Genomic DNA, 26,951 nt, shown 5'->3' with positions numbered 1-26,951 from the left:
GCGAGCGCGCGGTATAACAGGGAGGAAACCATGGGCGGCGCTAAATGTCTCCCGGCCAGCTCTGACTTAACCTGCCGCAATCTCCGTCTGCAGCCAGCGCTCAAACATCTGCAGCGCTGGCTCCCCCTCCCCGCCGCCGGGTTTGATCAAGCAGAAGCGCTTAGCCAGCGTCGGGGAGCCCGGCCACGGGGCAACCAGCGTTCCGGCGCTCAGCTCGCTTTCCACATACATCTTCGGCACCAGGGCCACTCCCTGCTGACTTAGTACCGCGGCGATCGCCATCTCATGCAGATCGTAGCGCGGCCCCTGGGCGGGGTTATCCAGCGCCAGACCGCACTCGCGGGCATAGTGCAGCCAGGCGTCCGGGTTTTGCCGCCGGTGAATGCGCGTTAGCCGGTTAAGCAGCCCCGGAAGATCGTCATCCGTCAGCAGCGCAGCATGGCAGACCGGCAGCAAATACTCCGCAAATAAAAACGTCACCTCCATTCCGGTCCACGCCGGGTGTTCAAAATGGATGGCGGCATCAAATCCGCTTCCCGGCAGAATGAAGGGATCGCTGCGGGCGGCGATATTGACCACGATATGCGGATGCTGCGCCGCAAAGCGCCCGAGCCGGGGAATTAACCAGCGGCTGGCGAAGGTGGGGAGCACGGCGATCTCCAGGCTGCGGCCATCGACGGGCATCCCGCTGACGTCATGGGTGTCCCGTTCCAGGCGAGCGAGGATCTCGCGGACCTGACGAGCATAGCGGGCGCCTGCCGGATTGAGCCGCACCCGGCTCCCCGTCCTGTCAAAGAGTTTACTGTCGAGGAGCGCTTCCAGACGGGCAATCTGCCGGCTGATGGCCCCTTCCGTTAACGCGAGCTCAGCCGCCGCGCGGGCAAAGTTGCCGTGACGAGCCGCGGCCTCAAAAGCCAGTAGCGCAGCGCTGCTGGGGATTTTACGACGCATAGCCAATGCTCCTTGTGCAGGCTCACCGAAAGTCAGTGACAGAATATCACTACGCCTTGAATTAACATCGTTTTTCAGCGCCATTTTTAGCCGATAGGATGATGAAAACTCACTAAAGCGCCTTGTGCGCACATCATCTGTTCATCGAGGTCACTATGCTCTATGTCGTCGAATGCGCCTACACCGATCCCCAAAGCGAAGCGGCGTGGAATACCTTTTACAATCAGGAAAAACTACCGGCGCTGGTCTCTGTGCCCGGTTTCTACGCCTCCCAGCGCTTCCGCGCTCTCAGCGAGGGCTGCCCCTGCTACCTGGCGCTGCACGATATCCACGATGCTACCGTCATCGACAGCGACGCCTACCGCCGCAACGGCGGCGGCCATTTTGCCCGCTGGCAATCGGCGATCGCCGACTGGCATCGCCACCTCTATCTAACGAATAATACGCTGCGGGAGGTTGCCCCGGATGAAGTGCTGCTGCTGGGCGATACCGCGGAGGACTTGCCCGTCGCTGCGCCGATACACCTGCAGCCAGGCGGCCTGGCGACCGAACAAACCCGGTATGCCGCCATCCTCCCACGGGACAACCTGCATCACCTGGCCACGACTGCCGCCGTCTTTATCTATCAGCCCATCACCGCCCGGTTACGCAACCCGGCGCAGCGCGCGTGAGGTCGCCATGTCACCTGCTCCCTTTTATACGTTGACCGCTGGCGACCTGACGGTGACTGCCGTGAGTGATGGTCTGATGTCAGCGCCGCTGTCCTTACTCTCGGGTATCTCGCGGGAGGAGGCGGAGCATCTGCAGCGGCATTCAGGATTAGCCTCGCCGGAGACCATTGCGATTGGCGCCTATCTGATCCGCGGTCGCGGGAATACGGTGCTGGTGGATACCGGCACCGGCGGAGCCAATGGCGTTGGCGGCGAACTTATCGCCAATCTGGCGCGGCTCGGCGTTGGTCCTGAGGAGATCGACGCCATCCTTCTCACCCACGCCCATCCGGACCATATCGGCGGCCTGCTGTCCGCCGCTGGTACGCCAGCGTATCCCAACGCCACGGTGTTCCTGCCTACGCGGGAAAGCGCTTACTGGCTGGCAACATCCACGTTCGACAACGCCAGCGATCGCGGTCGGCGCAACGTGCTGCTTGTTCGCCGTGTACTGGCGAACTGCGCGGCGCAAATCAGCGGGGTTGATGATGAGGAGGTGATCGCCGGGATCCGCCCGTGCCCTCTGCCCGGCCATACGCCCGGGCATACCGGGTATCGTCTCGAAGCGGGCGATACCTCGCTGCTGATCTGGGGGGATATCGTCCATTTCCCGTCCATTCAGTCTGCGCGGCCAGAAGCCTCGGTCGCCTTCGACGTCGATCCTGAACAGGCCCGGCGTACCAGGGAGATCCTGCTGCGCCAGGCCGCCAGCGAACGGTGGTTGATTGCCGGTATGCATCTTGGCCTGCCGGGATTCGCCAGAGTGGAGAACACCGCCTCAGGCTATTGTCTGCGCTCGGTGTGATCGTTGAGCAGAACAATGACCACAGTAAAACCCCGGTCGCGGCATGAGCACGACCGGGGCGTTTTGTCCGGGAAAGTGGACGAGCCGTTAACCGCGGCTCTTCCAGCCTTTTTTACTTTTGCAGCTAGCTTTGGTGGCGACCCACGGGTGACGTAGCTGAGTCAACTGAAGATCCTGGGAGGCCGGGCTGGCCGACCAGCGTTTGTTGCACAGAGGCTTACGAGTTGCAATGACCATAAAAACGCTCCTGAAAAGTAATGAACCATTCCCTGGGTAGTTCCACAAGTTCAGAATTAGCGTATCACCGCGTAACGGAAGTTATTTCAATCTTTGTTTTAGAATGTAAATGGTCATCGCCCTCTGAAATAGCTTAAATTGATCCAAATCAATTTAAGTGCATTTATTTTTCGATGCCACCTATATTTTCAAGCGCTTACCTTCGCCAGTCGCCTGATTAAGACTTTTCCTATACCGCATAATACAACAGAATCAAGCGATATTATCAGATTTTTATTCTAGTTATGTATGGCTGTGTGGTTATTTGTTTTGATTATTCTAACTGATAAAATTCACTTGGTCAGTCAGCAGCGGGCAGGTACTCTGCACCGGCAAGAAGAGGATTTGTCAGGGAGTGGTGGATGACTAAAGGCTATAAACTACTTGGCTATAAGTTAGCGGATAATATTTTCTACTGCCTGCATCATCGGGAAATTATCACGCTGCGCGGGACACGGACGCAAGTCCAGCTACGCAGCACCATGGCCTGTTTACTGGAGTACCTGCTGGCGCACGGCAGAGAACGTCTGGTCAGCGATGAAGAGTTAATGATTAACGTTTGGGAAAAAAATAATCTCCGCCCTTCCGCGCAGCGCCTATGGCAGGTTATTCAGAGCTTAAAGTCTCGCTTACACCAGGCTGGCGTGGAGAGCGCGTTAATCATCCGCGTTAAGTGCGCGGGGTATTATATTAATAACGTTTACGTAGCCGAAATTTATTCATACAAACCGCCGGGGATGATGAATTATATAAACACTTCGCCTGCTGATATGAATAAGCTTCTGGTACGCAGCTAATCCCCTCCCCGCGCCGTTTACATCGCCAGCAACAGGGTTTATTCGTTGAATATTTTAATTCACAGCAATAATATTTATTTTAATATCGGTATCGCCCAGTGTTTTCGGGATATTCAGAAAACAGCGCCCGAATTAAAGGTTATTCACTCCCTGCCCCTCAGCCATCTTCCAGAACTGTCCGGGCTGGATGTGATTATTTTGTCACTGGAAAACTATCATGATTACCTGGCTGCCGCTGAAATCGCTCAGCACTTTCAGGGCCTGGTCATTGGCTTTACGTCAGCCGGCAACGTAAGGCGCGGACGCGCCTTTTTCGCGGATACCCTACTGTGGGTCAGCCAGCGCGAAGCGGTACGTGAAGTGAGCCGCCTTCTGCGCTGCCTGGCCGAGCGCCGCTGGCCACTCGTGCCGCGTCACCAACGTCAGAGCGTTTCTTTCCGTCAACGAGCCCCGCTCAACCGCCTGGAGATGCGGATGATTGATGCCACCATGAAGGGTCAGTCGGTTCATCAAATGGCCGCTACGCTGGGGATTAATCGCAAGCGGGTCTATAACGGCCTGGAAAGGATTAAAGTGAATTTCCGCCTGGTCAGTCATAGCCATTTTCATCATTTCATGACCGACAGGCTCTCTTTTAGTCGCCTGTCTGCCGACCTCCGATGCCTGACCACAGCAGCTAATGCAACCCTGCCGCCGCGCGCAGCCTCGCGGCTGGCGGAAAATCATTCATATTATTTGAAAGAGTTTCGCAAATTGTTTTGATTTTAGGCTCCAGCAATCAAGCGTATTCTTTATCACATCAGGGCAACAGGCCCTTTATCAGACACCAAATTAAGGAATACGACCATGAAATTCATCAAAACTTTCGTTGCTGTTGCTGCGCTATCTCTGTTCTCTGCTGCCAGCTTTGCTCAGAGCGTCAGCGCCACTGCCTCCACGCTGGACCGCGCGGAAGCTAAAATTGCCGCCCAGGCCGCAGAACAGGGTGCATCCTATAAAATTACCAGCGCCCAGTTTAACAACCGTGTTCATATGACGGCTGAACTGAGCAAATAAACCCTTGCCCCTAAACGTTTCCTAAAGCGCCGCCTGGACGGCGCTTTAGTTTTTCCCCCTTCCTGACCTTTCCCGGCAGGTCCATGCGGCATTCGCCGGATCCCGGACAATACTGACTCTCAGCACAAAAAGAGCCTGATAGCAATAAATACCCGATTGGCTGGATTATCTGCGGCTTGTCGGCGTAAAGCGGAGAGGTCTGTCGCCGCGAATCAGTCGGAGGCCTTCCGCTGTCTGCAAAGCGGCGCCCATTTTGGCAAAATTTGCGTGGCGTGGTGAGGGTTTGCAGGGCCTCCGTGCCCTGGAAAGACTTTATTCGAAAAAGACGTCCGGATTTTCCGACAGCGAAACAAAGGATTTCGTGTTTTTATCCAGCGCCTGAATATCGCCGGTTTCGATGTCGTAGAACCAGCCATGCAGGCGCAGGGTATGGTCGCGCAGACCAACCGCCACCGAAGGATGGGTCTTGATGTTATTCAGTTGGGCGATGACGTTTTCCTGCACCATGCCATTGACCTTATCGGTTTCGCTAGCCCAGGTTTTCTTTTCCACCACCGCTTTCGCGGCATCGGCATAGCGTAGCCAGTGAGACACCGCCGGCATCGGCTCAAGGCACTGACAGGTGGCGATCGCTTTCATCGCGCCGCAGTTGGAATGGCCGCAGATCACGATATCCGTCACGCCCAGCGCAACCACTGCATATTCGATGGTCGCGGAAACGCCGCCCGGCTCCGGCCCGAAAGACGGCACGATATTCCCGGCATTACGAATGACAAAGAGCTGTCCCGGCTCCTGCTGGGTAACCAGTTCCGGCACCAGACGGCTGTCAGAACAGGAGATGAAAAGCGCTTTGGGATTCTGGCTGGAGGCCAGGCTGCGGAAGAGTTCTTTACGCTGGGGGAAGATCTCTTTCTGGAAGTTGAGGAAGCCCTCAATGATATGTTGCATAGCAGTGTCTCTTCTCTGTAGTTATTACGGTATGACAAAGATCACAGTTATTCAGTTTACCATCGATGACAAGAATGGGAATCGTTATTCAAACAGTTGCGCAGAAAACGCGCGCCGCCAACGCCTGCTTCTCCCCGTCTAATACACACCTTTTTGACGTGCTTTCCTGAACCATTTTGCTACTCTGTCTGCTCCAACCGTCCACACGTTACCGACCGCCTGCCTGCGGCGGACATAACAGGAGTCGCTATGTTCCTATCCAGCCTGATGGCCATTGCCGCGGTGCTGATCATGGGCGTGATCAGTCCCGGCCCAAGCTTTATTTTTGTCGCGCGCAATGCCGTCGCTCGCTCGCGTCTGCACGGTATGGTGACCGCCCTCGGTACTGGCGCCGGTGCGGCCATTTTCTCCATTATGGCGATGCTGGGCCTGCAGAAGGTGCTCACCGCGGTGCCGGAGCTGTTTATTGGTTTGAAGGTGGCGGGCGGGCTCTATCTGCTGTGGCTGGGCTATAAAATTTTTCGCGGGTCGGCGCAGCCGATGGACTTTTCCGCCAGCGGGATGGCCGGCAACCGCTCTTTGCTGAAGACCTTCCGCGACGGGCTGTATACTCAGCTCAGCAATCCCAAAACTGCGCTGGTGTTCGCCTCAATTTTTACCGCCCTGCTGCCGGCGCAGATCCCCACCGCCTTCTATTACATCGTGCCGCTGATGAGCTTTCTGATCGACGTCAGCTGGTATTCGCTGGTGGCGCTGGTGCTGTCTGCTGACCGCCCGCGGCGCGTCTACCTGCGGCTGAAGCGGCGGATCGACATCGCCACCGCGACGGTGCTGGGGGCGCTGGGCCTGCGGCTTATCGCCACCTCCCTCACCCGCTAGCGGGTTACACGGTATAGATGCGAATATCGTGCTGCTGAAAGGCAACGCGATATTCGCGACTGATATTCTCTTCCACCACCAGCACATCGATATCGCTGCTGGCGGCCACCACAAACCGCGCTGCGGCCGGAATTTTATCCGAAGTCAGACCAACAATAATTTCGCTGCACTGTTTAATGACCGCTTTCTTGAACTCGCAGTCGGCATAGTCAAAGCCGGTCAGGCCCGACTCTGGCGCCATCGCGCAGCCGCCGATAAACCCCTGGTCGAATAACATGCCCTGCACCTGAGCCACCGCCGCGGCGCCGACGCAACCGCCGCTCGCGCGCTGTACCTGGCCGCCAAGCATCACCACGTCATACAGCGGTTTTTTCACCAGTACCGCGGCGATCTCCGGCGAGTTCGTTACCACCGTCAGCGCCAGCTCGGTGGGCAGCGCCTCGGCCATCGCCAGATTGGTGGTCCCGGTATCAATGAAAATAGTGCCGCCGGGCTTCACCAGCCGGGCACACTGTTGCGCGATCCTGAGCTTTATCGCGCGGTTTTTATCTTTCCGCTCACTGTAATCCCCCGCTTCCGGCAGACTCAGCACCGCCCCGCCATACACCTTTTTACAGAATCCCTCGCGGCTGAGCTCATGCAGATCGCGGCGGATGGTATGCTCCGACACCTGAAGACGCGCCGCCAGCTCCGCGCACACCACTCTGCCGTTTTCCTGCAGGATCTGGCAAATCAGCGCTTGTCGCTGTTGAGGGAAAGCAGCATAATCGAGCATAACACAATCCTTAAATGATCAAAACCGAGCAGTAGCAAGCATGATCGTCTGCCCTGCTCTGGTTGTCAACGTTCCTGCCCGGAGGTTTACCATGAAAATTGCCCATTTCGCCCTGTGGACCCAACAGCTCGACGTCCAGGCCCGCTTCTGGGTGGACTTCTTTGCCGCCAGCATCAATGAAAAATACCTTAGCCAGACCAACCCCGGCTTTGCCTCCTATTTTGTTACTATCGACGACGAGGTGGTGATAGAGTTGATGAGCAAGCCTGGCCTGCAGCAGGCCAGCGCGGATAATAACCATACCGGCTGGGCGCATCTGGCCCTCTCGGTGGGCGGGGCGGAACAGGTCGATGCCATCGCCCAACGCGCCGGGGCCGCCGGAATACTGATTTCGCCGCCGCGCACCACCGGCGACGGCTATTATGAGGCGGTGATCGCCGATCCCGATGGCAACCTGATCGAAATCGTCGCATAGTCAGCAGAACGCCAGTATTCAGGAGGCAGCCATGGCACATTACCGGATTATCGACACCGCATCCTGGCCCCGCCGGGACCATTTCACTTTTTACCGCCAATTCGCCAACCCCAGCTTTAATCTCTGCGTGCCGATAGCGGCGCAGCGCCTGTACGAATGTGCGAAGGACCGTCGGGTCTCGTTTTTTCAGCTCGCGCTCTATGCCCTGCTGCGCGCGGCCAACGGGGTACCGCAGCTACGCCAGCGAGTGCGGAACGATGAGGTGATTGAATATGACAGTCTGGCAGTAATGACGCCGGTGATGACCGTCGGAGAGGGATTCCGTCAGGTGTGGTGCGACAATGCTCCCGAGTTCACCGCCTTCAGCGCCGCGGCCACGCCGAAGATTGTCGCGGCAAGAGAGACATCCCCGGCGCCGCTCATCGTCGATGGCGAGCATTTTATCTGCGCCAGCTGTCTGCCATGGCTCCACTTCACCTCGATGACCCATGCGGAATATGCCGTCGGCGCGGCGGTCCCCGCGCTCACCTGGGGAAAATTGCAGAATGGCGTTATCCCGGTGGCCGGGCGGTTTAACCATGCCTTCGTCGATGGTCTCCACGCCAGCCGCTTTTATGCCCTTGTCGAAGAGGGATTTAATGACCCCGAGCGGCTCTGGTTGCCGCTAACCGAAACCGCACCCTCCCTGCTTCCCCCAGCGGCGAGGGAGCGTTAACGTCTGCCCGGAACTGACCGCCAGGGAACCTTACTCCCTGCACGGCGGTCGGTACGGGGCCACTATCATCGTTCCCTTTCAGCCGGCGAATACCGCGCAGGTGTGACGCCTGTTCAGAACCTCGCGATTGAAAAGCTGGGTCGCAGACAGCATGCTGACCAACCATCATCAGACAGCGGAAACCACTGCTTCATAGCCATAAAATGGGATTATATTGCCGATCCTTTGCTAAGGATAATTAGTTATAAATCATAGCGTTTCAGTGTTAGACAGGGCGAAGTGCGCCTCTTATCTTTCGTCATGAATTGTAAATAACCACGCAATCATTTGATGAGGTAGCACTTTTGTCCAGATTACAACAAGGATTAAAAACCAGACAAACCCGCTTCGCCCTGGCGCTAAAAGTGGCCCTGCTCGGCGGCGTGGTAGCATTTTCTTCTGTTGCCCATGCGGAAGTGATCCTGAAAGAAGGCATCACCCCGGCCACTGACGCCAGCCAGATCCCGGCCAGCGCCAAACTGCGCACAGACACGGTGGTGACCGGGATCTCCGAGCCGCAGGGGATCTTTAACCCCTACTTTTTCGTCAACGGCTGGGATGAGAACGTGACTAACGTCATTTTTTCACGCCTGATCGACTGGGACAGCCAGGGCAAGCTGGTCCCGGGACTGGCGGAGAGCTGGACGGTCAGCCCGGATAACAAAGTCTATACCATCAAATTGCGCCCTGGTCTCACCTTTAGCGACGGCTCACCGCTGACGGCGGAAGATGTCGCCTTTACCCTGACGGTCCTGCTCGACCCCAGCTATGATGGCGATACCGACATCACCCTGGCCAATATCGCCGGCGGGGCGGACTACAAAGCCGGCAAGGCTGACAGCGTCAGCGGCCTGAAGGTCATCGACCCGCTCACCCTGCAGGTGACCACCACGCAGCCAGGCGCCACCACGCTGGCCAAAATTGGCGGGCCTGTACTGTCGAAAGCCTGGTACGGCAAAGGGTATCAGCGGGGGAATCTCGACTATCTGCGCTCACTGCACGGCAAGCCGCTGGGCAACGGCCCTTACGTGTACGACAAATATATTCCCGGTCAGGAAATACGCTTCCATGCCAATAGCCATTTTTACCGTGGGACGCCGCCAACGCCGCGCTTTATCTATCGCGTGACCAATCCGTCCACCAACTTCCAGCTGTTCCAGACCGGGGAGACCGACTACGACGCCTTTACCTCGCGCCCCGACGATATTGAGCAACTGAAGATGCTCGGCTTCGCCAATATTAATCTTTACGGCTCCAGCGACTACAGCCAGGTGGAATTCAACGTGCATCGCCCGGCGCTACAGGATAAGCGGGTGCGCCAGGCGCTGATTTACGGCCTGGATAGGCAGAAGCTGATCGACGTGGTCTATCAGGGATACGGCAAAGTCGCCATCGAACCGATCGCGCCGATCTCCTGGGCCTTTAACGCTGAAGGCGTCGACCCTTACCCTTACGATCCGGCCCAGGCCAAAAAGCTGCTGGATGAGGCCGGCTGGAAACCAGGAGCCGACGGTATCCGCGCCAAAGACGGCCAGCGCCTGGAGCTGACCCTGCTGGTGAGCAAGAAGGTGCTCAACGATGCGCTGATCCCCATCGCCAAGGAGAACTGGCGGCAGATTGGCGTGCTGCTGAAGCCGCAGGTGGTGGATTTCAACGCCCTGATGGCGCAGCGCAAAGCCGGAAATTACGATTTGGCCTCGTTCAGCACCAGCACCCTCAACGACCCGCACGACGGGGTATGGGATTTCTACAGCAGCGAAGCTAAAGAGTCCGGCTACCATAACGCGGAAGTCGATAAGCTGATTAACGCCGGCAACGCGGTGCTCGACATCGAACAGCGCAAGCCGATCTACCACCAGCTGTATAAAGTGCTGGCCGACGATCCGCCGGTGATCCTGCTCGGCTATCGCGAGATCCTTTCCGCCAGCAGCGCCCGCGTCAGCGGCTTTAAGCCGGATATCTACAACGGCCTGACCGGCAGCCTGCCGGATGTAAAAATCGTCAAATAAATCCCTGGCCGCCGGGTTAACCGGCGGCTGATGTGAGACCGTCATGAGAAATTTCATCCTGAGGCGCCTGCTGCAAACGCTGCCGATGCTGCTGCTGGCCTCCTTCATTATTTTTTTGCTGTTTGCCAAAACCCCCGGCGACTTTATCGATGGCAATATCACCCTGACCGCTGCCCGCGCCGCGGAGCTGAAGGCGATCTACGGCCTCGACCAGCCGCTATTGACCCGCTACCTCCACTGGCTGGGACAGTTGCTGCGCGGTGATTTAGGCTTTTCGCTGCAGTATCAGATCCCGGTCAGCCAGTTGCTCAACCAGTACATCTGGAACTCTTTTCTGCTGGCCAGCGTCGCGCTGGTCTTTTACTGGGGCATCGGCCTGGCGGTGGGCGTGGTTTCTGCCCTGCGCCCTGGCTCCTGGTTTGATCATCTGGTGAGCGTCGCGGTGTTTGCCGCCATGTCGTTCCCCACCTTTTTCCTCTGCCTGCTGCTGATTAAATGGTTCGCCGTCGATCTCCACTGGCTGCCGGTAGGCGGGATGACCAATACCGGCAGCGACGAGAGCGGCTGGCAGTATGTGCTGCAGGTGGCTGCCCATCTGGCGCTGCCGGTGCTGGCGCTGGTGATGCTGCAGGCGGGCAGCCTGACGCGCTATGTGCGCGCCAGTATGCTCGACGTGGTGAAAATGGATTTTATCCGTACCGCCCGCGCCAAGGGGTTGCAGGAGCGCACGGTGATCCTCAAACATGCCCTGCGCAACGCCCTGCTGCCGATTATCACCCTGCTGGGCTTCGAGCTGCCGGGGCTGTTCTCCGGGGCGATCATTACCGAAAAGGTATTCAACTGGCCGGGGGCGGGCCACATTCATATCGACTCGCTGGCCGCCCGCGACTATCCGGTACTGATGGGGTTTACCCTGTTTCTGGCGGTGCTGACGATCGTCGGGAATCTGCTCGCCGACGTGCTGTACGCCTGGGCCGATCCGCGTATTCGGGTGAGGTCATAATGATCCTGTCTTACTTAGCTTCCCGTCGCCGCCAGCGGCAGGCGGCTATCCCGGCGCTGGCGCACATTACTCCCTCTCCCTGGCGCCAGGGGTGGCGACAGCTGCGCCGTAACCGGCTGGCCATGTTCTGCCTGCTCCTGCTGGCGGTGATGGCGGTGTGGTGCGTGCTGGGGCCCGTCTGGTCGCCGTGGAGTGATGATGCCACCGACGCCCTGAGCATCAACCAGCCGCCCGGGGCGGAACACTGGCTGGGGACCGATTTCCTCGGTCGCGATGTCTACACCCGCCTGCTGCTGGCCGGGCGCATCTCGCTGATTATCGGCCTGCTGACCATGGTGATGTCGGTGTGCCTCGGCTACCTGCTCGGCGCCCTCTCGGGTTACGTCGGCGGGTTAACCGACAAACTGATCATGCGCGTGGCCGACCTGGTGATGACTATCCCCGGGTTACCGCTATTGATCGTCGCCGGGGCGATGCTTTCTGAGCTCGATTTTTCGCCGGACTCGCGCATTTATATGGTGGTGGTGATGCTCAGCCTGCTGGAGTGGCCCCGACTGGCGCGGCTGGTGCGCGGGCAATGTCTCTCCCTGCGCGAACGCGATTTTATGCTGGCCACCCAGGTGCTGGGCCTGTCGGCGCGTCGCCGGCTGTTTGGCCACCTGCTGCCGAATACCATTCCGATTCTGGTGGTGATGGCGACCATGGCCGTCGCCAACGCCATTCTCAGTGAATCCGCGCTGAGCTATCTCGGCCTCGGCGTGGTGCCGCCGACGCCGTCGTGGGGCAATATGATGGATGCCGCTAACAGCCTGATCGATTTCCAGCGCCGCCCCTGGCTGTGGATGCCGCCGGGCATCGCCATCTTTATCACCGTGATCGCCATCAACGTGCTGGGCGATGGCCTGCGCGATGCCATGGATCCCAATATGAAACCGAGGCTGAAATGACCACGCCGTTAGTCTCCTTTAATCATCTCTCCGTCTCTTTCGCCGGCGAACGCTCTCGCGTGCGCGCGGTGCAGGAGGTCTCTTTCACCATTCAGGCCGGGCAAACCGTTGGCGTGGTGGGTGAATCCGGCTGCGGCAAAAGCGTCACTGCCATGGCGCTGATGGGCCTCCTGCCGCCGCAGACGGCGCGCATCGACGGCGGCGAGATCCGCTTCGCGGACCGCGATCTGCTGCGGCTGAAAGCCAGACAGATGGCCGATCTGCGCGGTCACCAGCTGGCAATGATTTTTCAGGAACCGATGTCGGCCCTCAACCCGGTGTTGACCATCGGGGAGCAGCTGTGCGAACCGCCGATCCGCCACCTCAGCGCCACGCCGAAAGCCGCCTGGCATCAGGCCATCCAGCTGTTAAGCGAGGTCGGCCTGGCGCGCGGGGACAGCCTGATGACCCGCTATCCTCACCAGCTTTCCGGCGGCATGCTGCAGCGGGTGATGATCGCCATGGCGCTGAGCTGTCGGCCCAAACTGCTGATCGCCGACGAACCCACCACCGCTCTCGACGTGACCGTGCAGGCGCAGATCCTACGCCTGCTGCGGGATCGGGCCCGGGCCAGCCAGATGGCGATGATGCTGATTACCCACGATCTGGGGGTGATCGCGCAGATGGCCGAGCAGGTGGTGGTGATGTATGCCGGACGAATTGTGGAACAAGGCGCCACCGCGGAAGTGCTACGGCATCCTCAGCATCCCTACACGCGGGGGCTGATCGCCTCCCGACCGGTGCCCGGTGAGCGGCGTCGGCGGCTGTACTCAATTCCCGGCCAGGTGCCGGATCTGGCCGCCCTACCGGCGGGCTGCGCCTTTGCCGGGCGCTGCGAGCGGGCGACGGCGCGCTGCCGGGAGGCGATTCCGCCGCTGCTCGGCGACCGCCAACGTGCTGCCTGCTTTTATAGCGAATTTGCGGAGGTGACAGCATGAGCGAACGCTATGTCATTGAAGTGGATGGATTGAAAAAATATTTTCCGCTACGCGACGGCCTGTTTGGTCAGCAGACCGGCGAGCTTCGCGCGGTGGACGGCGTCAGCTTTAATATCCGTCCGGGCACCATTTTTGGCCTGGTGGGCGAGTCCGGCAGCGGTAAAACCACCGTCGGCCGGACCCTGCTTGGCCTGTACGAGAAGAGCGCCGGCAGCGTGAAATTTCACGGTCAGGAGCTGGCCGACCTGACCGCGCCTGCCCTGCGCGCTATCCGGCCCAGGATGCAGCTGGTGTTTCAGGACCCCTATAGCTCGCTGAACCCGCGGCTGCGTATTGGCGACGCGATTGGCGAAGCCATGCTGCAGCACAAACTGTGCGCCCGCAATGAGCTATATGACCGGGTAATCGACGTGATGAAGATCTGCGGCCTGGCGCCGGAACACTATGCCCGCTTCCCGCATCAGTTTTCCGGCGGCCAGCGTCAGCGGATCGGTATTGCCCGGGCGCTGATCCTCAACCCGGATTTTATCGTCGCCGATGAACCCATCTCGGCCCTTGATGTGTCGATTCAGGCGCAGATCATCAATTTGTTTTCCGACCTGCGCGACAACCGCGGCGTCACGTTTCTGTTTATCTCCCACGACCTCGGGGTGGTGGAGCATTTATGTGACGATGTGGCGGTGATGTATCTCGGGCAACTGGTGGAAAGCGCCAGCCGCGATGCGCTGTTCAGCCGCCCCCTCCATCCCTATACCCGCGCCCTGATGGCTGCGGTGCCGACCCTCGACCCGCACAGCGAACCGCAGGCGCTGGTGCAAGGCGAGATCCCGGATCCGGCCAATCCCCCCGCCGGCTGCCGCTTTTCATCCCGCTGCCCGCTGGCCAGCGAACGTTGCCGCAGAGAGCCTCCGGCGCTGCGCGAGGTGGCCCCGGGCCATCGGGTCGCCTGTCATTGGGTCGCATCCTGAGCGCGGTCAATGGGGTTATTTATTTCTAAACAACCGACCGATTGTGCGCGGCAGCGCCAGGATTTACTGTCCGCCCCGTCTTGTGAGACGCGCGATAAATGAAGCGGAACATCTTTGTACTCTTTTGCCCAATGGCTTCGGGCATTTTTTCTCCACGCCCGGGAGCGATCCTCCCGGCAAGATATTTAGCGGGGCGCGGTCGCCCGTCTGTCAAAACGCAGCAATGGAATTGCTCGTCCGCGTCCCGCTACCCTTTTCCCGCCGCTAATTAAATAAGGGCAAAAAAATAAGACAACATGAGATTGCCTGGGGTATAGCTTTATCTTATTTTTTAAGCGTGTACTCCCTGTTAAGGTATCAACATCATGCTTAAGCGTCGCACTCTCAAAACAGCACTGGCGGCGGTTATTTCTCTTGCCGTCATGGCCGCGCCAGCGTATGCCAACCCGGGTAATGGCAATGGCAACGGCGGTGGTAATCACGGGAACAGTGGTAACCATGGCAATAGCGGCAATCATGGTAACAACGGTAACAGTGGCGACCATGGCAATAAAGGGCAAAATAAAGGCCAGTCCACTGAAGATCACGGCAAACGGAAAAACTACGGCAAGCCCGACCACGTCGACAGCGATATTAGCTTCTCACGGGCGCGCTCCCTTGCCGTAAACTACGGTCTGGTCGGCTATCAGGCGCTGCCGCCGGGTATCGCCAAAAATGTCGCTCGCGGCAAACCGCTCCCTCCGGGGATCGCCAAAAAGACCCTGCCGGCTTCCATGATTAACGACCTGCCCTATTATCCGGGCTATGAATGGCGGGCGGTCGGCGATGATCTGGTGCTGGTGGCCCTGAGCACCGCGATCGTCACCGCCGTGATTAACGGTGTGTTTGACTAAATCATCTGCTTATTGAAAAGCCTCGCCTCGGCGAGGCTTTTTTGTGCCTGATGCCGGTGAGTGACGGCTCACCGGCATAACCAGTATGATAACGGTTCAACCAACCCGGGACCGACTATGGACAAAGACACAGTAGTAACGCTGTTGAAATACAAGCGCTGGATTGACCTTGCCACCTTACAGGCGATCCGCGCGATTGACGGAACGGGACATGGCGAAAAGCGTCACCTGACCATCAGGCTGATGAACCATATCCATGTCGTTGATATGATTTTCCGGGCGAACCTGCGCGGCAGGCCGCACGGCTACACCGCGCTGAATACCCCTGAGACGCCAACCGTTGATGAGCTGGAAACGGCCATGACCGCCTGTACGGACGAATACATTCAGTACGTCAGCGCCATGACCCCCGCCGATTTCCACGAACGTATCGCCTTCAAATTTGTCGACGGCGGCGACGGCAATATGACCGCGATGGAGATGCTGAACCATATGCTCTTTCACGGCGCCTATCACCGCGGCGCGGTGGGCTGGATGATTGGCGAATGCGGCGGCGTGCCGCCGAAAGAGGTGCTGACCGTTTTCCTGCGCGACCATCATTCCTGACCGAGCGAAACCATTCACCGTCGATTACGCGGAGAATCAGCAGGAGCTCTGCCTGATGTCGAGTATGGGTTTTCTGGTACAGGGCGCTAAGGTGGGTTCCGATCGTGGCGATAGATACGCCCAGATATAAGGCGTCATGCCCCGCACCAGCAGCTCCGCCACTGCGTTTTCGGCGGGCTTGACGTTAAAGAGCTCCATCAAGGCGCTGCCGGTGAGAAACGCCAGTTTCTGCAGCGCCGATTTCCACAAATCAGGATCCAGGGTGCTCATCAGCACCGTTTCCAGGATCTCGATATAAATCCGGTCTGTATCACTCGCCATACCGCCGCCTGTGAGTCACAGTTTCCGCTGCCGGGGCGGCGCATATGGCCGCCCTAATCAGCATAGTTCCGTCAGCGAAACAATAACAATCCCGGTTCGCTGAGCAGACCGGGAAAGGCGGTTGCCGGGAGCGTGACGCCACCGCGCTATCAAGGGGGTTCAGGATCCACTGTTGCGGGTTTGGATAGCGCCCCCCTTCCGGCATAACGTCAGCCAGATCATCAGGGCGCACAGCAGGGTGACGACCGCCAGCCCGCTAAACAGTAGCGTATAAGCAGAGTCATAGCTCTCGCGCAGCACCCGGAGGGAAAAATCAGGCAAAAGCGCAGCCGCCTGCGGCATATTGCCGGCCCCCAGCCAGCCTGCGGCGCGGTGAATCACCTCGGGGGCATACCCGTGAACGCGACTCTGCAGGGTCAGGGTATTGCTTGCCGTTAATACCGCGGAGACGACCGCCAGGGCGATCCCCTCGCCGGCAACGCGTACGGTGTTGAACAGGCCTGCCGCCATACCGGCTTTGGCGACCGGCACAGCGGATATCGCCAGGCCATCCATCAGTCCCCAGGGAAGCGCCGCCCCCGCCCCACAGAGGATCAGCGCCAGCACAAGTTGCGGGAGGTGGTTACTGTGAAAAGCATCGCCCAGCAACAACAACCCGACGGAGGCCATCATCAGTCCCGCCGTGGACACCTGCCCCGGTGAAAACCAGCGGGTGAGCAGGGCCGCAACGGATGGGAAAACCAGCATCGGCGTGGTCAGCGCCATCAGATACAGTGCGCTCTGCGACTCACTCATCCCCTCTCCGCCCATAAAATGCAGTGGAACAATAATCAGCAGGACCACGTAGCAACAGCAGGTGGCGACAGGCAACAACAGTACGCCGACAAAACGCGGATGACGCAGCAGGGAGAGTTCCAGCACCGGGTTGTTCACCCTCCGGCAGCGTACGACAAACGCCACGAACAGCCCCCCCGACGCGATGAGCAAGGCCAGCGTGGTCAGGGATAAAAAACCGCGGGCCGGAATGACCATAAGCGATGCAGTAAACAGCATCAGGGCCAGCGTAAACAGGGTTAAGCCGAGGTTGTCGGGTGTCCGCGGCTCGCTTTTTTCTGCCGCTGGCAGATACGCCAGACCGATAAGCAGAACTATCGCCGAGAGCAGCGCAAACAGGGCGTATACGCCGCGCCAACCCACCGCGTCGGTCATGAAGCCGATCAGCAGCGGGCCAAACGCCAGGCCAACGCCGAACACCGTGCCCAGGATGCTGAATGCCCGGGTCCGCTGAGCGCCATCATACAGCTGGGCCAGCGCCGCACTGCCGCTGGCTAAAATCATCGCCGCGGCCAGGCCCTGCAGAGCCCTCAACACGCCTGACAGGAAGAGATTGTGCGTCAGGCAAAACAGCAGGCTGCTCAGGCAAAACAGCGCGGCGCCGGCGATAAAAATACGTTTTCTGTCGATGGTATCCGCCGTCACCCCTGCGGCCAGCAAAAAGCTGCCGAAAGTCAGCATAAAGCCATTGGTCAGCCACGACAGCGCAGCGGGAGAGCCGCCCAGCGACTGCTGTATCGCGGGGGTGGTCATGACGCCGCCGGTAAAACTTAACGGCAGCAGCAAGGCCGCCATAAAGACAGAAAGCGCGGCCAGGGCGCTGGCGTATCGGGAAGGTGTTCTGGCGGTGAGTAACATCGGGCGGCCCTCATCAGTCGGCAAGGAATGAATAAACTGTCGCCATCCTATTGCGGATGTTATTGCCGATAAATAGACTGAAAATATCTTCTTAAGAGACATAAGGTTTATAATCGATGGACAGCCTCACCTCGCTGACGTCCTTTGTCCGCACCGCCGAAACGCTAAGCTTTGTTCAGGCCGCCAGGCTGCTGGGCATATCTGCCTCGGCGGTGGGTAAGAATGTCGCCCGGCTTGAGCATAAACTGGGGGTCCGGCTGTTCAACCGCAGCACCAGAAACGTCAGCCTGACGGCGGAGGGGGCCGCATTTCTGACACGCTGCCAGAGTATCCTGGAGCAGATCCAGGAGGCCGAGTCAGAGCTGACCAGCAGTCTCTCACAGCCCACCGGCAAACTGAGGATTTCACTGCCCGTCATTGGCTACCGCCTGTTGCTCCCCGCCCTCACCGCCTTTAGCCGTCTTTATCCGCAGGTTGAACTGGATCTCGACTTTAGCGACCGGCTGGTCAATCTGATCGATGAGGGAGTTGATGTCGCTATCCGCAGCGGTGAATTAGCGGACTCCCGCTTGATCGCCAGAAAGCTGGGAGGCTTTCGTTTTGTGCTCTGCGCCAGTCCGGCCTATCTGGCGGAATACGGCGCCCCCGACTCGCCAGCGGAATTGGCGGCGCACAAGTGCATTTTTTTCCGCTTCCCCGCGACGGGGCTGATCCAGCCCTGGGAACTGCGCGGTATGCGACTGACGGGAGATTTCAGGTCCGCTGCCGTGATGACGGTCAATAACATTGAGGCCGCCATTCGCTTAAGCGCGGCGGGGATGGGCATCGCTTATGTGCCTGATTTTGTCGTGCGCGAGGCAATGGATGAGGGACAACTGCAGGAGGTGTTGCCCGGGTGTTGCATCAAGGATGGGCATTTCTCGGTCCTGTGGCCCGCCAGCCGCTATCTGTCACCGCGAATACGCTGTTTTATCGATTTTATGGCTGCGGCAGAGATACCCTTGTCACCCGCATCGGCACCCCCACCCCTTGTATCTAACAATTTGAGGTGATTAGCTACCCCCACTGAAGCAGAGTGTGCCGCCCCCTTCCCTTTAGGTCAGAAAAGTCTGCACCGCTGAATCCTGATCTGCAGCGTATGGCCCTCCGCTTCACCTTTCATACCAGCTCATCTGGGTGAACGGTTAGTGGGTTTGAGGTTTACTCAACCACTACAACGACTTTGCCAACCTGTCCATTTGCTTCCATATAGCGCTGTGCATCCGCAATATCCTCAAGCGGAAATGTTTTATCAATGACAGGTTTCAGTTTGCCGGAACGTAACCCTTCGGTGACGAAGGATTTTGCGCGTGCCATTTTTTCAGGGTCCGTCGTAATTTCAAACAGCTCATATCCACGCAGCGTGAGATGCTTACCGAGAATATCAAAGACAGGCACAAGAAGGTCGCGGCTGTCTAGCGCGCCGTACTGGAAGAACATCCCTTGCGGTGCCATCACCTGGGTCAGTTTTGCCACGTCCGGCCCACCGACAGGATCAAAAACAATATGGGCGCCCATGCCATCTGTCGCATGATTGATTTCCGCAACCATATCCTGCTCAGCGCTAGCGATAACAGTGGCGGCACCCGCTTTAAGAAGCATGTCTCTTTTTTCGGCAGTTCGGGTAAGCGCAATGGGTTTAGCACCCAGCATGTTAGCAATCTGTATGGCAGCCAGTCCTACGCTGCTTGATGCTGCGCGGATCACAACATTCTGCCCAGCCTGAAGGTTGCCATATTCAACCAGCGCGCCATATGCAGTGACATACATCATCCAACTTGCAGCGGCTTCCTCAAAGGAAAGATTTTCAGGATGCTTCACAACAGCGTGCACAGGTGCATTGACCAGTTCGCCGTACATGCCGTATTCATTAAACATAAACGAAGGGATTACGCTGACCAGATCGCCAGTGGTAAACGCCTCAACATTCTCACCTACGGCCTGCACAACGCCAGCCGCTTCATAACCAAGACGTGCCGGAAATTCCGGCTCAATAACATATTGGCCGTTGCGGTACATGATTTCTGCACGATTAAGACCGATAGCCTGCACGCGAATCTGAACTTCACCCGCTGCTGGTGCGGGCACCTCCATATCGACAATTTCCAAAACTTCCGGACCACCGGTGCGGTTAAAGGTAACAACTTTAGACATATTCAGCTCTCGTCAGTTATCAGCACATCTTTCGAATATTGTTGAAGACATGCCCGGTTTATTTACTGACAATCTACGCTGCTATAAACGTACCAAAAATAGCTGACAGGGAACTTCAGTATTAATTATCTGTTAACAATCCATTGGTTTCAGCGGTTCTGCATGGTCAGAACTTCACTGAACCAGTCGATAAAGACCCGTACTTTGGGCGAAAGGTAGTGCCTGTCCGGATACAGCACCGACACAGGCTTAGACACAGAAGGGTATTGCGTCAGAATCTCTTCAAGAGCGCCGGAAGCAATATGTGGAGCAAGGGCGTTAAAGGTGGCCTGGATTATGCCGAGGCCCGCCAGTCCACAGGAGAGCAGAATATCTGAATTATCAACCAGCATGCTGCCTACGGGACGCAACGAAACAATCTTCCCGTCCTTAGTAAATTTCCATTCCATCACATCACGACTGTGGTCGCTGAAAAAGTTTATTGCCCGATGCTGATCCAGATCCGCAAGTGTTTCCGGTCGTCCATATTGTTGCAAGTAAGACGGGGCTGCACAGGTGACCATCCTGATGTCACCAAGACGTCTGGAAATAAAACTCGAATCCTGAAGCTCACCCAGGCGGACAAGACAGTCCACACCTTCACTAATGAGATCGGTTTTTTTGTCCGATGAAACCAATATGACATCAATGTCAGGATACAGTGACTGGAAATGTTTGAGATTAGGGATCAGTATGGCGTGAGCCAGCGCCAGCGGGACATCAATCCTGAGCCGCCCCCGAGGTGGAAGGGTAGGTGAAAAGCTCGCCATCATGTCATTAACTTCAGACAATACAAGCCTGGCACGATGATAAAACGCCTCCCCTTCAGCCGTAACGCTCAACTTACGGGTAGTGCGATGGATGAGTTTTACGCCGAGGTCGTCCTCTATCTGCTGTATCGCTTTGCTCACGGTGGGACGATGAATCTGCAGAATGTCAGCGGCCCTTGTAAAGCTGCCCTGCTCAACAACCTGTACGAAAATATTAAGGTATTCAATCATGTTTGAATGCACGTGATCACCTGGCTTTAGTTAGGCTGTTCGTAGCTGGTATTGTAAAGTAAACAATTCCGATGGGCATCAAACTAAGGACTTGATGGCTTTCAAAATGTGCGCTCCTGGCTCGAAGCGGGCGTACTGGGTGAGTTTAAAGTCCGCTGTGAGCGAAGAGCGGATATTCAGACCGACTGATAGCTGATTTTGAGTTGCCAAAAAGAGCGCTCCTATTCAGTACAAAAAAGATGGTAATGTTTCATAAAATCTCTTAGACCTTGCAGGAATGGTTTTGAAATGAATGGATCTTGTTTGTGTGGAACAATTGAATTTGAACTTACTCATAAACCAGCAGTGTTTTATCGTTGTCATTGCTCGCTTTGCAGAAAGCAGAGCGGTGTGGGTTACAATCTCGCCACACTAGTCAAAGACAGTGAGTTTCGCTGGATTAAAGGGGAAAACTGCATTGCTTCATGGTCTAAGCCAACGGGGTACCGTACAGATTTTTGCAATGTATGTGGCTCAACTGTGCCTAACAGTCTGCGAGACGTACCTTATGTCTGGGTTCCTGTTGGTTTAATTGACGAACGTCTTGAAATGGAATGTGCAGGAGACTTCTGCACTGATGATGCAATGCCCTGGGATGAACCCCGCTCACCTAGTTGTCACGCTGGACCTGTCGAGTCGCTAGCCTCGCTTTTAAAGTACCTGAAACTCAATTCCTGAGCGTCAGCATTTGGCACAAAGCAGACGTTAAAACCTACAGCATCGGAAAGCTTCTGAATGCCGCGTCAGCGGCATGGAGGCGCCAGATAAGGTTACATGAGTCTGTGGAGTCAAATGGCGCCGAAAGCCCGGCGTAGCCGGTTACCAGCCTATAAATTCTGCCTCCGCCCTGCCCTGGTTAGCCTGAACCCACTAACAGCAATCAAGAAAGTTAAGGTAATCCCTTTAACCCCGGAGCGCTGGCTTTACGGCGTTTACGACATAAAGGGCGTGATTTCGAGGTCCTTAGTCGAGGTAGCTTGCTGCTGACGCTTAGGGGATATTCTTCAGTTATTTCAACGACACCAGGGAACTTAACACGGTAGCTGAAAAGCTCAGCGCCGGATATCCTGCCGCCCGGCCAGCGAAAGCCGGCGGCAGGTATACCTCTCAAGGCAGCATCTTACCCTTTGGCAAAATTGGCCTGGATCCGCTGCTGCAGATAATCCTCGGCGCTGATGGGCGGGTACTTCCTCTGCGGCCCGAGGATCTCGACATCTTTATTGGCCTGGCAAAAAAACGCCAGGCTGTAGCGCGGCCCCTGATATTCATGGGGCAGCGGGTTTCTCACCCGGTGGAAGTTAGACGGCAGCTGGTCGTCGCTCCAGCGCATCAGCATATCGCCGATATTACAGGTGATCACCTCCTCGCGCGGCTCAATGCTGGTCCACTGCTGGCTTTCACGGTCTTTACCGGGACAAACCTGCAGGCCGCCCTGGCCGGGGCGCTGGAACAGCAGCGTCAGACAGTCAAAATCGGTGTGCGCGCCGGCCCGCCACATCCCCTGCTGCGACTGCTCGGTTGCATAGTAATGCAGCATGCGCAAGGTGCTCTGATAGGTGTCACGCTGCGGATCGTGCGCGGTGGTAAAAAACGATTCCGGAAAACCGAGCTTTAACGCAAAGCAGGAGAGGATCTTCATCCCCAGCTGCCAGCACTGCGACTCAAACCCGAGCATTGTCTGCTGGAATGCTGGCAACTCCCGATCGCTGGGCCAGCGCCCGGCCATCAGAGGCCGGGTTATCTGATACGACTCTTTTTGATCCGGGGTGCGAGTCGACGGCCGAACCTGCGCTTTGCTTTCCCAGCCGGCGTTACCGGCCAGCGGATACTGGCGCTTCACCTCGTCGGGCAGGTTGAAAAACGCCTCGGTCATGCTGAACGCCTGGCGGATCTCCGCCAGCGGAATACCGTGATGGCTGACCTGGAAGAAGCCAATCTCCACCGCCGCCTCCCACAGTTGTTCGGCAATGTCATTTTTTCTTGCGGCAAAGTTCGACAGGTCGATACAGCGCACTTCGCGGGCGAAGGTCTCTTCGCCCTCGGCGCCCATCAGCGCCTCTTTTTCCAGTTCCTGTAAGGCGTAGCGTTGATTCTGGGTGGTTGCGTTCATCGTCATTATCCTGTTATCAGTTAAACAGCGGCGCGCTGTTGGAGGGTACGGACGGCAGCCAGCGCGTCGTGGCGCATCGCGTCAAGGTCGAGACCGGGAATGGCGTCGTCTTCCACGATGGGGCGGCCATTGAGCAGTAGCGCCTTCAGCGCGGCGCGCCCACCGCAGGCCACCGGCCCAATGGCCATATCGTGCAGGCCGAAGTAGCGCGGATCGTCCAGCCGGTAAATGGCAAGGTCCGCCTGCATCCCGACCTGCAGGGTGCCGCTCTGCGCTAAGCCGAGGATCTGCGCCCCGCCGGCGCTGCCCCAGCGCACCACATCCTCCACCGTGGCCGCATCGGCCCCCCCCTCGAAGGCGCCCCCGGCGTAGCGCGGCTGCGCCAGCATCCCCTTGCGCGCGCGCTGTAGCAGCCATGCGGCATGGGCTTCGCTTTGCATATCCGCCGCTTCATTGGAGGCAGCGCCGTCCACCCCCAGCGAGACCGGGACCCCGGCCTGCTCCAGCGCCAGCAGATCGGCGATGCCGCTGCCCAGCCGGCCGTTGCTTTGCGGGCAGTGGGCGATGCCGGTTCCGGTGCGGCCCAGCAGGGCAATCTCCTCCGGCAGCAGCTTCACCAGATGGGCAAACCACACGTCATTTCCCAGCCAGTCGTGTTCCGCGCAGAATTGAACCGGCGTCATGGCGAATTTCTGCCGCGCGGCGTCGAGATAATCGACGGTTTCCGATAAATGGCTGTGCAACCGGATCCCCAGCTGGCGGGCCAGCTTCGCCATCTCCCGCAGCTGGGCGCCCGGCGCGGAGTGCAGGACGGTAGTGGGCGCCATCACCACCCGGCGCAGAGAATCGGGCCGGGGGTCGTGATAGCGGCTGACCAGCCGTTCGATATCCGCCATATAGCCGTCGAAGGTTTCCGGACGCAGCGCCACCGGCAGATCCTGCTCCACCGCCCGGCCCTGGGTCGCCCCACCCCGGCACAGAACGATGCGCATCCCCAGCGCTTCCCCTTCGCTGAAGACAATCTCCGAGGTATCGAAAGGCATATCCGGCCAGTACAGGTAGTTGTGATCCGCCACGCTGGCGCAGCCCGAGCGCAGAAGCTCCACCAGGCCGATGCGCACCGCCAGACGAAAGGTATGTTCATCGAAAGCCGCGCGAAAGCGGTACGGCGTAGCGCTCAGCCAGGCCGTCAGGCTCTGGTTCAGCCCCTGCGGCTCGCCCTTCAGCAGCGACTGAAAAAGATGGTGGTGCGTGTTCACCCATGCCGGATAGATCACGCAGTCGCGGGCATCGATCTGTCGCTCTTCCGGCAGCGGCGTCAGGCTGCCGATGGCGGCAATCTTGCCGTCGCGGATGCGAATATCCGGCCCGGCCAGCCGCGCCGCCTCTCCGGGCAGACCGCTGAGGATGGCATGGGCATTTTTAATCATTAATGACATGGCGTCGCTCCTCAGGGTTTAACCTGCATGGCCTGAACAAATTCGGTGGTGTAGGCCTGTTTCCAGTCGGTGGCCGCCGCCAGCAGACCGGCGCTGACCATAAAGTCGCGGGTCTTCTGCCAGCGCGCGTCGGTCATCGTCCCCCAGCCCTGGCTGGCGGCATCCCCGCCGTCGATCAGGTGATGCTCACGGATCTGGGTCACGCCCCAGGCGAGCAGATCGTCGGTCATTTTCGGGTTGTCCTGCTTAATCAGCGCATTTCCCGGCGCCGGATCCTTGAGATAGCTCACCCAGCCCTCCATTGAGGCGCGGACGAACTTCGCCATCGCCGCTTTACGCTCGGCGATGGTATCCGGGCGGGCGATAAGGATGCCGCCGTAGGGGGGATAGCCGTGTTCGGAAAAGAGGAAGAAGTTCGCCTTCACCCCGGCCTTCTGCACCTGAAACACCTCGGAGCTGACATAGGCCTGCTGGGCGACGGCGTCATCGACGACAAAGGGTTGAATATTGAAGGTATAGGGGCGAACCTGAGCGTCGCTCAGCTGATATTGCGCCTTCAGCCACGGCCACCACGTCGCCTGACCGGAGCTGGAGACCAGAAGCGTTTTGTCTTTCAGCCCCTGCAGGGAGGTGACATCGGCATGGGTCAGCAGCCCCTGGGGATCGTACTGAAAGGGCGCGGCAATGGCTTTCGCCTGGAAGCCGCGCTGAATGCCTTCCAGCAGCTGCAGGTCGTAACCGATTATCACATCGGCCCGCTTCGACAACAGCAACTGCATGCCGTTGACCTGGGGGCCACCGGAGCGGATCTCGACGTCGAGACCATATTTTTTGTACAGCCCAGTGGCCTGAGCCTGATAATAACCCCCCTGCTCCGCCTGAGCGTACCAGGAGGTCAGCAGAACGATTTTCTCCTCGGCCTGAACGGCCAGCGAGACACCGCCGAGAGCCATCAGGCCCAGCCAGCGAAAGCCCCGGGGAAGGCGTGCACGACTTTTCATTATCCCTCTCCTCTTCATGCCGGGAGAGGGGCGAGCAAACCACGGCTCAGCCTCCCATCCCGGTCAACATTGAACCGCGACATGGTGACTGAGCAATGTCCCGTATGGATAACCCGTACTGACCGCTTCTACTCACACTCAGCTATACAAAAACAATGCCAGATTTGATTGCCCCGCGAGCGGCCGCGAGAAATCGCCTGCGCCGCCGCCCTTGGGCATGCAACCTTTGATTCATGCACACAAAAAACGCACCATCATGGTGCGTTAATGAATGATTTTAGTGCCTGCCCGGTCTCTCACAACTGACTGAAGAGCATCTCCAGCTGGTTCAACATCATCGAGGCGGCGAGGGAAAGCTGGCGGGCGGGCGAGACGCACAGCGCCAGGGTGAAAGGCTTAAGCTGCGGATCGGTTAGCGGCACAAACGCCAGCTGGCCGGACTCGATCTCATCGAGAATATCCAGTCGGCACAGGATGCCAATGCCCATCTGCTCTTTGATCAGGGTGCGGATCATGTGAATGTTATTCGACACCGCCACCTCCTTCACCTCGTTGCCGCTGATGTTCACCAGCGCCTCCACCGGCTCGCTGATCATCAACGGGGCGGACGGCAGGATAAACGGGTAGTCGAGGCACTGACTAAAGCGCACCGCGCTGCGGCTGGCCAGCGGATGGCCGGTGGGCACCACGATCCCCATATTCATCTCGGCAAACGCCCGCACCTGCAGTTCACGAGAGGTCTGGGGATTGAGCATGATGCCGAAATCCGCCTCACCGGAGATCAGCGCCTGCTGAATGTGGATATTGTTGATGGTGGTCAATGTAAAAGAGATGTTGGGATAATGTTTATGCACCTCTTTGAGCATCGTCGAAAAAAAATGCCGGTTAATGGCATCGATGGTAGCGATGCGCACATGCCCCCGCCGCAACCCGCGCAGGTCATCCAGCTGTTCGCAGACCCGGGTAAAGTCCTTTTTCCAGTTATTGGCCGCGTGCAGGAGCAGCTCCCCGGCGGCGGTCAGCCGCAGCCCGGTGGGATGGCGCTCGAAGAGCGGCATCGCCAGCTCCTGTTCCACGCGCAAAATCTGACGGTCGATGGAAGACGCCGACACATGCAACGCCTCTGACGCTTTACGAAACGATCCCTGACGGGCCACTTCGGTGAAATAGAGCAGAAATCGGGAGAAGGCAAACATGGTTTGGGTGCTCTCTTTTTTGCAACGGGTTGTGCGAATCAAAGCTCTGGACGCAACAGTTTTATCACAATACCGTAGCATTCATAGCGGA

29 protein-coding genes are annotated in these 26,951 nt (G+C 58.0%); 17 read left to right on the top strand and 12 right to left on the bottom strand.

Features of this window, described 5'->3' with window-relative positions; all coding sequences use genetic code 11:
- Positions 1-66 precede the first annotated feature (66 nt).
- Positions 67-951, bottom strand: a complete 885-nt coding sequence (locus tag OHJ17_RS11155) for a LysR substrate-binding domain-containing protein (protein ID WP_002907799.1) — start codon at positions 949-951, stop codon at positions 67-69.
- 155 nt (positions 952-1,106) lie between these two features.
- Between OHJ17_RS11155 and OHJ17_RS11150 the strand changes: the two genes are divergently transcribed.
- Entirely contained in the window at positions 1,107-1,622 is a 516-nt protein-coding gene (locus tag OHJ17_RS11150; protein WP_014907478.1) for a DUF4286 family protein, read from the top strand.
- Between the two features lie 7 nt (positions 1,623-1,629).
- Complete coding sequence (locus tag OHJ17_RS11145) at positions 1,630-2,466, top strand: MBL fold metallo-hydrolase (protein WP_004180178.1); 837 nt, start codon at positions 1,630-1,632, stop codon at positions 2,464-2,466.
- A gap of 87 nt (positions 2,467-2,553) precedes the next feature.
- Here the strand turns inward: OHJ17_RS11145 and OHJ17_RS11140 are convergent, their stop codons facing one another.
- The gene (locus OHJ17_RS11140) at positions 2,554-2,703 is read right to left on the bottom strand and encodes a hypothetical protein (protein ID WP_002907802.1); all 150 of its coding nucleotides are present in this window, start codon (positions 2,701-2,703) and stop codon (positions 2,554-2,556) included.
- 401 nt (positions 2,704-3,104) lie between these two features.
- On the opposite strand from OHJ17_RS11140, the gene OHJ17_RS11135 reads away from it, so the two are divergent.
- The 3 genes from OHJ17_RS11135 to OHJ17_RS11125 all read left to right on the top strand — a co-directional run bounded on the left by OHJ17_RS11135 (position 3,105) and on the right by OHJ17_RS11125 (position 4,595).
- Positions 3,105-3,539: a winged helix-turn-helix domain-containing protein gene (locus OHJ17_RS11135; RefSeq protein WP_004143863.1), complete on the top strand. Its 435-nt coding sequence runs from the start codon at positions 3,105-3,107 to the stop codon at positions 3,537-3,539.
- A 45-nt stretch (positions 3,540-3,584) separates the two neighbouring features.
- The gene (locus OHJ17_RS11130; protein ID WP_019705748.1) at positions 3,585-4,301 is read left to right on the top strand and encodes a hypothetical protein; all 717 of its coding nucleotides are present in this window, start codon (positions 3,585-3,587) and stop codon (positions 4,299-4,301) included.
- 84 nt (positions 4,302-4,385) lie between these two features.
- Positions 4,386-4,595 carry a YdgH/BhsA/McbA-like domain containing protein gene (locus OHJ17_RS11125; RefSeq protein ID WP_002907807.1) on the top strand — a complete coding sequence of 70 codons (210 nt, stop codon included), beginning with the start codon at positions 4,386-4,388 and terminating at the stop codon, positions 4,593-4,595.
- A 312-nt stretch (positions 4,596-4,907) separates the two neighbouring features.
- Here the strand turns inward: OHJ17_RS11125 and OHJ17_RS11120 are convergent, their stop codons facing one another.
- On the bottom strand, positions 4,908-5,543 hold the full coding sequence (locus OHJ17_RS11120) for a carbonic anhydrase (RefSeq protein WP_002907811.1): 636 nt from the start codon (positions 5,541-5,543) through the stop codon (positions 4,908-4,910).
- 249 nt (positions 5,544-5,792) lie between these two features.
- Here OHJ17_RS11120 and OHJ17_RS11115 point away from each other — a divergent pair, with 249 nt between their 5' ends.
- Positions 5,793-6,422 carry a LysE family translocator gene (locus OHJ17_RS11115; protein WP_002907812.1) on the top strand — a complete coding sequence of 210 codons (630 nt, stop codon included), beginning with the start codon at positions 5,793-5,795 and terminating at the stop codon, positions 6,420-6,422.
- A gap of 4 nt (positions 6,423-6,426) precedes the next feature.
- Here the strand turns inward: OHJ17_RS11115 and OHJ17_RS11110 are convergent, their stop codons facing one another.
- Positions 6,427-7,197, bottom strand: coding sequence for a DeoR/GlpR family DNA-binding transcription regulator (locus OHJ17_RS11110; RefSeq protein ID WP_004184291.1), 771 nt, complete (start codon positions 7,195-7,197; stop codon positions 6,427-6,429).
- 91 nt (positions 7,198-7,288) lie between these two features.
- Here OHJ17_RS11110 and OHJ17_RS11105 point away from each other — a divergent pair, with 91 nt between their 5' ends.
- The 9 genes from OHJ17_RS11105 to OHJ17_RS11065 all read left to right on the top strand — a co-directional run bounded on the left by OHJ17_RS11105 (position 7,289) and on the right by OHJ17_RS11065 (position 15,829).
- A complete protein-coding gene (locus OHJ17_RS11105; protein WP_023278937.1) occupies positions 7,289-7,672 on the top strand; it encodes a VOC family protein in 384 nt (127 codons plus the stop codon).
- 31 nt (positions 7,673-7,703) lie between these two features.
- Entirely contained in the window at positions 7,704-8,387 is a 684-nt protein-coding gene (locus tag OHJ17_RS11100; RefSeq protein WP_032433153.1) for a CatA-like O-acetyltransferase, family 1, read from the top strand.
- Between the two features lie 344 nt (positions 8,388-8,731).
- A complete protein-coding gene (locus OHJ17_RS11095; protein ID WP_250950008.1) occupies positions 8,732-10,435 on the top strand; it encodes an ABC transporter substrate-binding protein in 1,704 nt (567 codons plus the stop codon).
- Between the two features lie 43 nt (positions 10,436-10,478).
- The gene (locus OHJ17_RS11090) at positions 10,479-11,438 is read left to right on the top strand and encodes an ABC transporter permease (protein ID WP_004175825.1); all 960 of its coding nucleotides are present in this window, start codon (positions 10,479-10,481) and stop codon (positions 11,436-11,438) included.
- Complete coding sequence (gene opp4C / locus OHJ17_RS11085; protein ID WP_014907471.1) at positions 11,435-12,385, top strand: oligopeptide ABC transporter permease; 951 nt, start codon at positions 11,435-11,437, stop codon at positions 12,383-12,385. The genes OHJ17_RS11090 and opp4C overlap by 4 nt, the downstream gene beginning before the upstream one ends.
- On the top strand, positions 12,382-13,362 hold the full coding sequence (locus tag OHJ17_RS11080) for an ABC transporter ATP-binding protein (protein ID WP_032433155.1): 981 nt from the start codon (positions 12,382-12,384) through the stop codon (positions 13,360-13,362). The genes opp4C and OHJ17_RS11080 overlap by 4 nt, the downstream gene beginning before the upstream one ends.
- Positions 13,359-14,330 (top strand): ABC transporter ATP-binding protein, encoded by a 972-nt coding sequence (locus tag OHJ17_RS11075; protein WP_032418883.1) that lies wholly within the window; start codon positions 13,359-13,361, stop codon positions 14,328-14,330. The genes OHJ17_RS11080 and OHJ17_RS11075 overlap by 4 nt, the downstream gene beginning before the upstream one ends.
- A 365-nt stretch (positions 14,331-14,695) precedes the next feature.
- The gene (locus OHJ17_RS11070) at positions 14,696-15,223 is read left to right on the top strand and encodes an anti-virulence regulator CigR family protein (protein WP_002907918.1); all 528 of its coding nucleotides are present in this window, start codon (positions 14,696-14,698) and stop codon (positions 15,221-15,223) included.
- A 117-nt stretch (positions 15,224-15,340) separates the two neighbouring features.
- Complete coding sequence (locus tag OHJ17_RS11065) at positions 15,341-15,829, top strand: DinB family protein (RefSeq protein WP_002907921.1); 489 nt, start codon at positions 15,341-15,343, stop codon at positions 15,827-15,829.
- Positions 15,830-15,865: 36 nt separating this feature from the next.
- On the opposite strand, the gene OHJ17_RS11060 is transcribed toward OHJ17_RS11065, so the two are convergent.
- Positions 15,866-16,150, bottom strand: coding sequence for a hypothetical protein (locus OHJ17_RS11060; protein WP_002907923.1), 285 nt, complete (start codon positions 16,148-16,150; stop codon positions 15,866-15,868).
- Between the two features lie 159 nt (positions 16,151-16,309).
- Entirely contained in the window at positions 16,310-17,842 is a 1,533-nt protein-coding gene (locus OHJ17_RS11055) for an MFS transporter (protein ID WP_032433156.1), read from the bottom strand.
- 116 nt (positions 17,843-17,958) lie between these two features.
- On the opposite strand from OHJ17_RS11055, the gene OHJ17_RS11050 reads away from it, so the two are divergent.
- Positions 17,959-18,894 carry a LysR family transcriptional regulator gene (locus tag OHJ17_RS11050; RefSeq protein WP_004210091.1) on the top strand — a complete coding sequence of 312 codons (936 nt, stop codon included), beginning with the start codon at positions 17,959-17,961 and terminating at the stop codon, positions 18,892-18,894.
- A gap of 148 nt (positions 18,895-19,042) precedes the next feature.
- Here OHJ17_RS11050 and OHJ17_RS11045 read toward each other — a convergent pair whose 3' ends face one another.
- Both OHJ17_RS11045 and OHJ17_RS11040 read right to left on the bottom strand, forming a co-directional pair.
- Positions 19,043-20,035: a zinc-dependent alcohol dehydrogenase family protein gene (locus OHJ17_RS11045; protein ID WP_004189630.1), complete on the bottom strand. Its 993-nt coding sequence runs from the start codon at positions 20,033-20,035 to the stop codon at positions 19,043-19,045.
- A gap of 149 nt (positions 20,036-20,184) precedes the next feature.
- The gene (locus OHJ17_RS11040) at positions 20,185-21,075 is read right to left on the bottom strand and encodes a LysR family transcriptional regulator (RefSeq protein ID WP_004189627.1); all 891 of its coding nucleotides are present in this window, start codon (positions 21,073-21,075) and stop codon (positions 20,185-20,187) included.
- A gap of 288 nt (positions 21,076-21,363) precedes the next feature.
- Here OHJ17_RS11040 and OHJ17_RS11035 point away from each other — a divergent pair, with 288 nt between their 5' ends.
- Positions 21,364-21,792 (top strand): GFA family protein, encoded by a 429-nt coding sequence (locus tag OHJ17_RS11035; protein ID WP_071557772.1) that lies wholly within the window; start codon positions 21,364-21,366, stop codon positions 21,790-21,792.
- 442 nt (positions 21,793-22,234) lie between these two features.
- On the opposite strand, the gene OHJ17_RS11030 is transcribed toward OHJ17_RS11035, so the two are convergent.
- From OHJ17_RS11030 to OHJ17_RS11015, 4 genes are all read right to left on the bottom strand, one after another.
- On the bottom strand, positions 22,235-23,224 hold the full coding sequence (locus OHJ17_RS11030; protein WP_072196933.1) for an isopenicillin N synthase family dioxygenase: 990 nt from the start codon (positions 23,222-23,224) through the stop codon (positions 22,235-22,237).
- Positions 23,225-23,244: 20 nt separating this feature from the next.
- Complete coding sequence (locus OHJ17_RS11025) at positions 23,245-24,663, bottom strand: amidohydrolase family protein (protein WP_032433158.1); 1,419 nt, start codon at positions 24,661-24,663, stop codon at positions 23,245-23,247.
- An 11-nt stretch (positions 24,664-24,674) separates the two neighbouring features.
- Entirely contained in the window at positions 24,675-25,664 is a 990-nt protein-coding gene (locus OHJ17_RS11020; protein WP_012541484.1) for an ABC transporter substrate-binding protein, read from the bottom strand.
- Between the two features lie 296 nt (positions 25,665-25,960).
- Positions 25,961-26,860 carry a LysR family transcriptional regulator gene (locus OHJ17_RS11015; RefSeq protein WP_002908057.1) on the bottom strand — a complete coding sequence of 300 codons (900 nt, stop codon included), beginning with the start codon at positions 26,858-26,860 and terminating at the stop codon, positions 25,961-25,963.
- Positions 26,861-26,951: the final 91 nt, after the last annotated feature.

It is taken from the genome of Klebsiella sp. KP20-425-1, assembly GCF_025813515.1.
In the GTDB taxonomy this organism is placed as follows: domain Bacteria; phylum Pseudomonadota; class Gammaproteobacteria; order Enterobacterales; family Enterobacteriaceae; genus Klebsiella; species Klebsiella pneumoniae.
Note: the sequence above shows the minus strand (reverse complement) of the source record. Positions and strands in the feature narration are given on the sequence as shown.

Excerpts from the sequence above, each read along its gene's own strand:
- OHJ17_RS11155 (WP_002907799.1), bottom strand. The coding sequence starts at position 951 with ATGCGTCGTAAAATCCCCAGCAGCGCTGCGCTACTGGCTTTTGAGGCC.
- OHJ17_RS11150 (WP_014907478.1), top strand. The coding sequence starts at position 1,107 with ATGCTCTATGTCGTCGAATGCGCCTACACCGATCCCCAAAGCGAAGCG.
- OHJ17_RS11145 (WP_004180178.1), top strand. The coding sequence starts at position 1,630 with ATGTCACCTGCTCCCTTTTATACGTTGACCGCTGGCGACCTGACGGTG.
- OHJ17_RS11140 (WP_002907802.1), bottom strand. The coding sequence starts at position 2,703 with ATGGTCATTGCAACTCGTAAGCCTCTGTGCAACAAACGCTGGTCGGCC.
- OHJ17_RS11135 (WP_004143863.1), top strand. The coding sequence starts at position 3,105 with ATGACTAAAGGCTATAAACTACTTGGCTATAAGTTAGCGGATAATATT.
- OHJ17_RS11125 (WP_002907807.1), top strand. The coding sequence starts at position 4,386 with ATGAAATTCATCAAAACTTTCGTTGCTGTTGCTGCGCTATCTCTGTTC.
- OHJ17_RS11120 (WP_002907811.1), bottom strand. The coding sequence starts at position 5,543 with ATGCAACATATCATTGAGGGCTTCCTCAACTTCCAGAAAGAGATCTTC.
- OHJ17_RS11115 (WP_002907812.1), top strand. The coding sequence starts at position 5,793 with ATGTTCCTATCCAGCCTGATGGCCATTGCCGCGGTGCTGATCATGGGC.
- OHJ17_RS11110 (WP_004184291.1), bottom strand. The coding sequence starts at position 7,197 with ATGCTCGATTATGCTGCTTTCCCTCAACAGCGACAAGCGCTGATTTGC.
- OHJ17_RS11105 (WP_023278937.1), top strand. The coding sequence starts at position 7,289 with ATGAAAATTGCCCATTTCGCCCTGTGGACCCAACAGCTCGACGTCCAG.
- OHJ17_RS11100 (WP_032433153.1), top strand. The coding sequence starts at position 7,704 with ATGGCACATTACCGGATTATCGACACCGCATCCTGGCCCCGCCGGGAC.
- OHJ17_RS11090 (WP_004175825.1), top strand. The coding sequence starts at position 10,479 with ATGAGAAATTTCATCCTGAGGCGCCTGCTGCAAACGCTGCCGATGCTG.
- OHJ17_RS11080 (WP_032433155.1), top strand. The coding sequence starts at position 12,382 with ATGACCACGCCGTTAGTCTCCTTTAATCATCTCTCCGTCTCTTTCGCC.
- OHJ17_RS11075 (WP_032418883.1), top strand. The coding sequence starts at position 13,359 with ATGAGCGAACGCTATGTCATTGAAGTGGATGGATTGAAAAAATATTTT.
- OHJ17_RS11070 (WP_002907918.1), top strand. The coding sequence starts at position 14,696 with ATGCTTAAGCGTCGCACTCTCAAAACAGCACTGGCGGCGGTTATTTCT.
- OHJ17_RS11065 (WP_002907921.1), top strand. The coding sequence starts at position 15,341 with ATGGACAAAGACACAGTAGTAACGCTGTTGAAATACAAGCGCTGGATT.
- OHJ17_RS11060 (WP_002907923.1), bottom strand. The coding sequence starts at position 16,150 with ATGGCGAGTGATACAGACCGGATTTATATCGAGATCCTGGAAACGGTG.
- OHJ17_RS11055 (WP_032433156.1), bottom strand. The coding sequence starts at position 17,842 with ATGTTACTCACCGCCAGAACACCTTCCCGATACGCCAGCGCCCTGGCC.
- OHJ17_RS11050 (WP_004210091.1), top strand. The coding sequence starts at position 17,959 with ATGGACAGCCTCACCTCGCTGACGTCCTTTGTCCGCACCGCCGAAACG.
- OHJ17_RS11045 (WP_004189630.1), bottom strand. The coding sequence starts at position 20,035 with ATGTCTAAAGTTGTTACCTTTAACCGCACCGGTGGTCCGGAAGTTTTG.
- OHJ17_RS11040 (WP_004189627.1), bottom strand. The coding sequence starts at position 21,075 with ATGATTGAATACCTTAATATTTTCGTACAGGTTGTTGAGCAGGGCAGC.
- OHJ17_RS11035 (WP_071557772.1), top strand. The coding sequence starts at position 21,364 with ATGAATGGATCTTGTTTGTGTGGAACAATTGAATTTGAACTTACTCAT.
- OHJ17_RS11030 (WP_072196933.1), bottom strand. The coding sequence starts at position 23,224 with ATGAACGCAACCACCCAGAATCAACGCTACGCCTTACAGGAACTGGAA.
- OHJ17_RS11025 (WP_032433158.1), bottom strand. The coding sequence starts at position 24,663 with ATGTCATTAATGATTAAAAATGCCCATGCCATCCTCAGCGGTCTGCCC.
- OHJ17_RS11020 (WP_012541484.1), bottom strand. The coding sequence starts at position 25,664 with ATGAAAAGTCGTGCACGCCTTCCCCGGGGCTTTCGCTGGCTGGGCCTG.
- OHJ17_RS11015 (WP_002908057.1), bottom strand. The coding sequence starts at position 26,860 with ATGTTTGCCTTCTCCCGATTTCTGCTCTATTTCACCGAAGTGGCCCGT.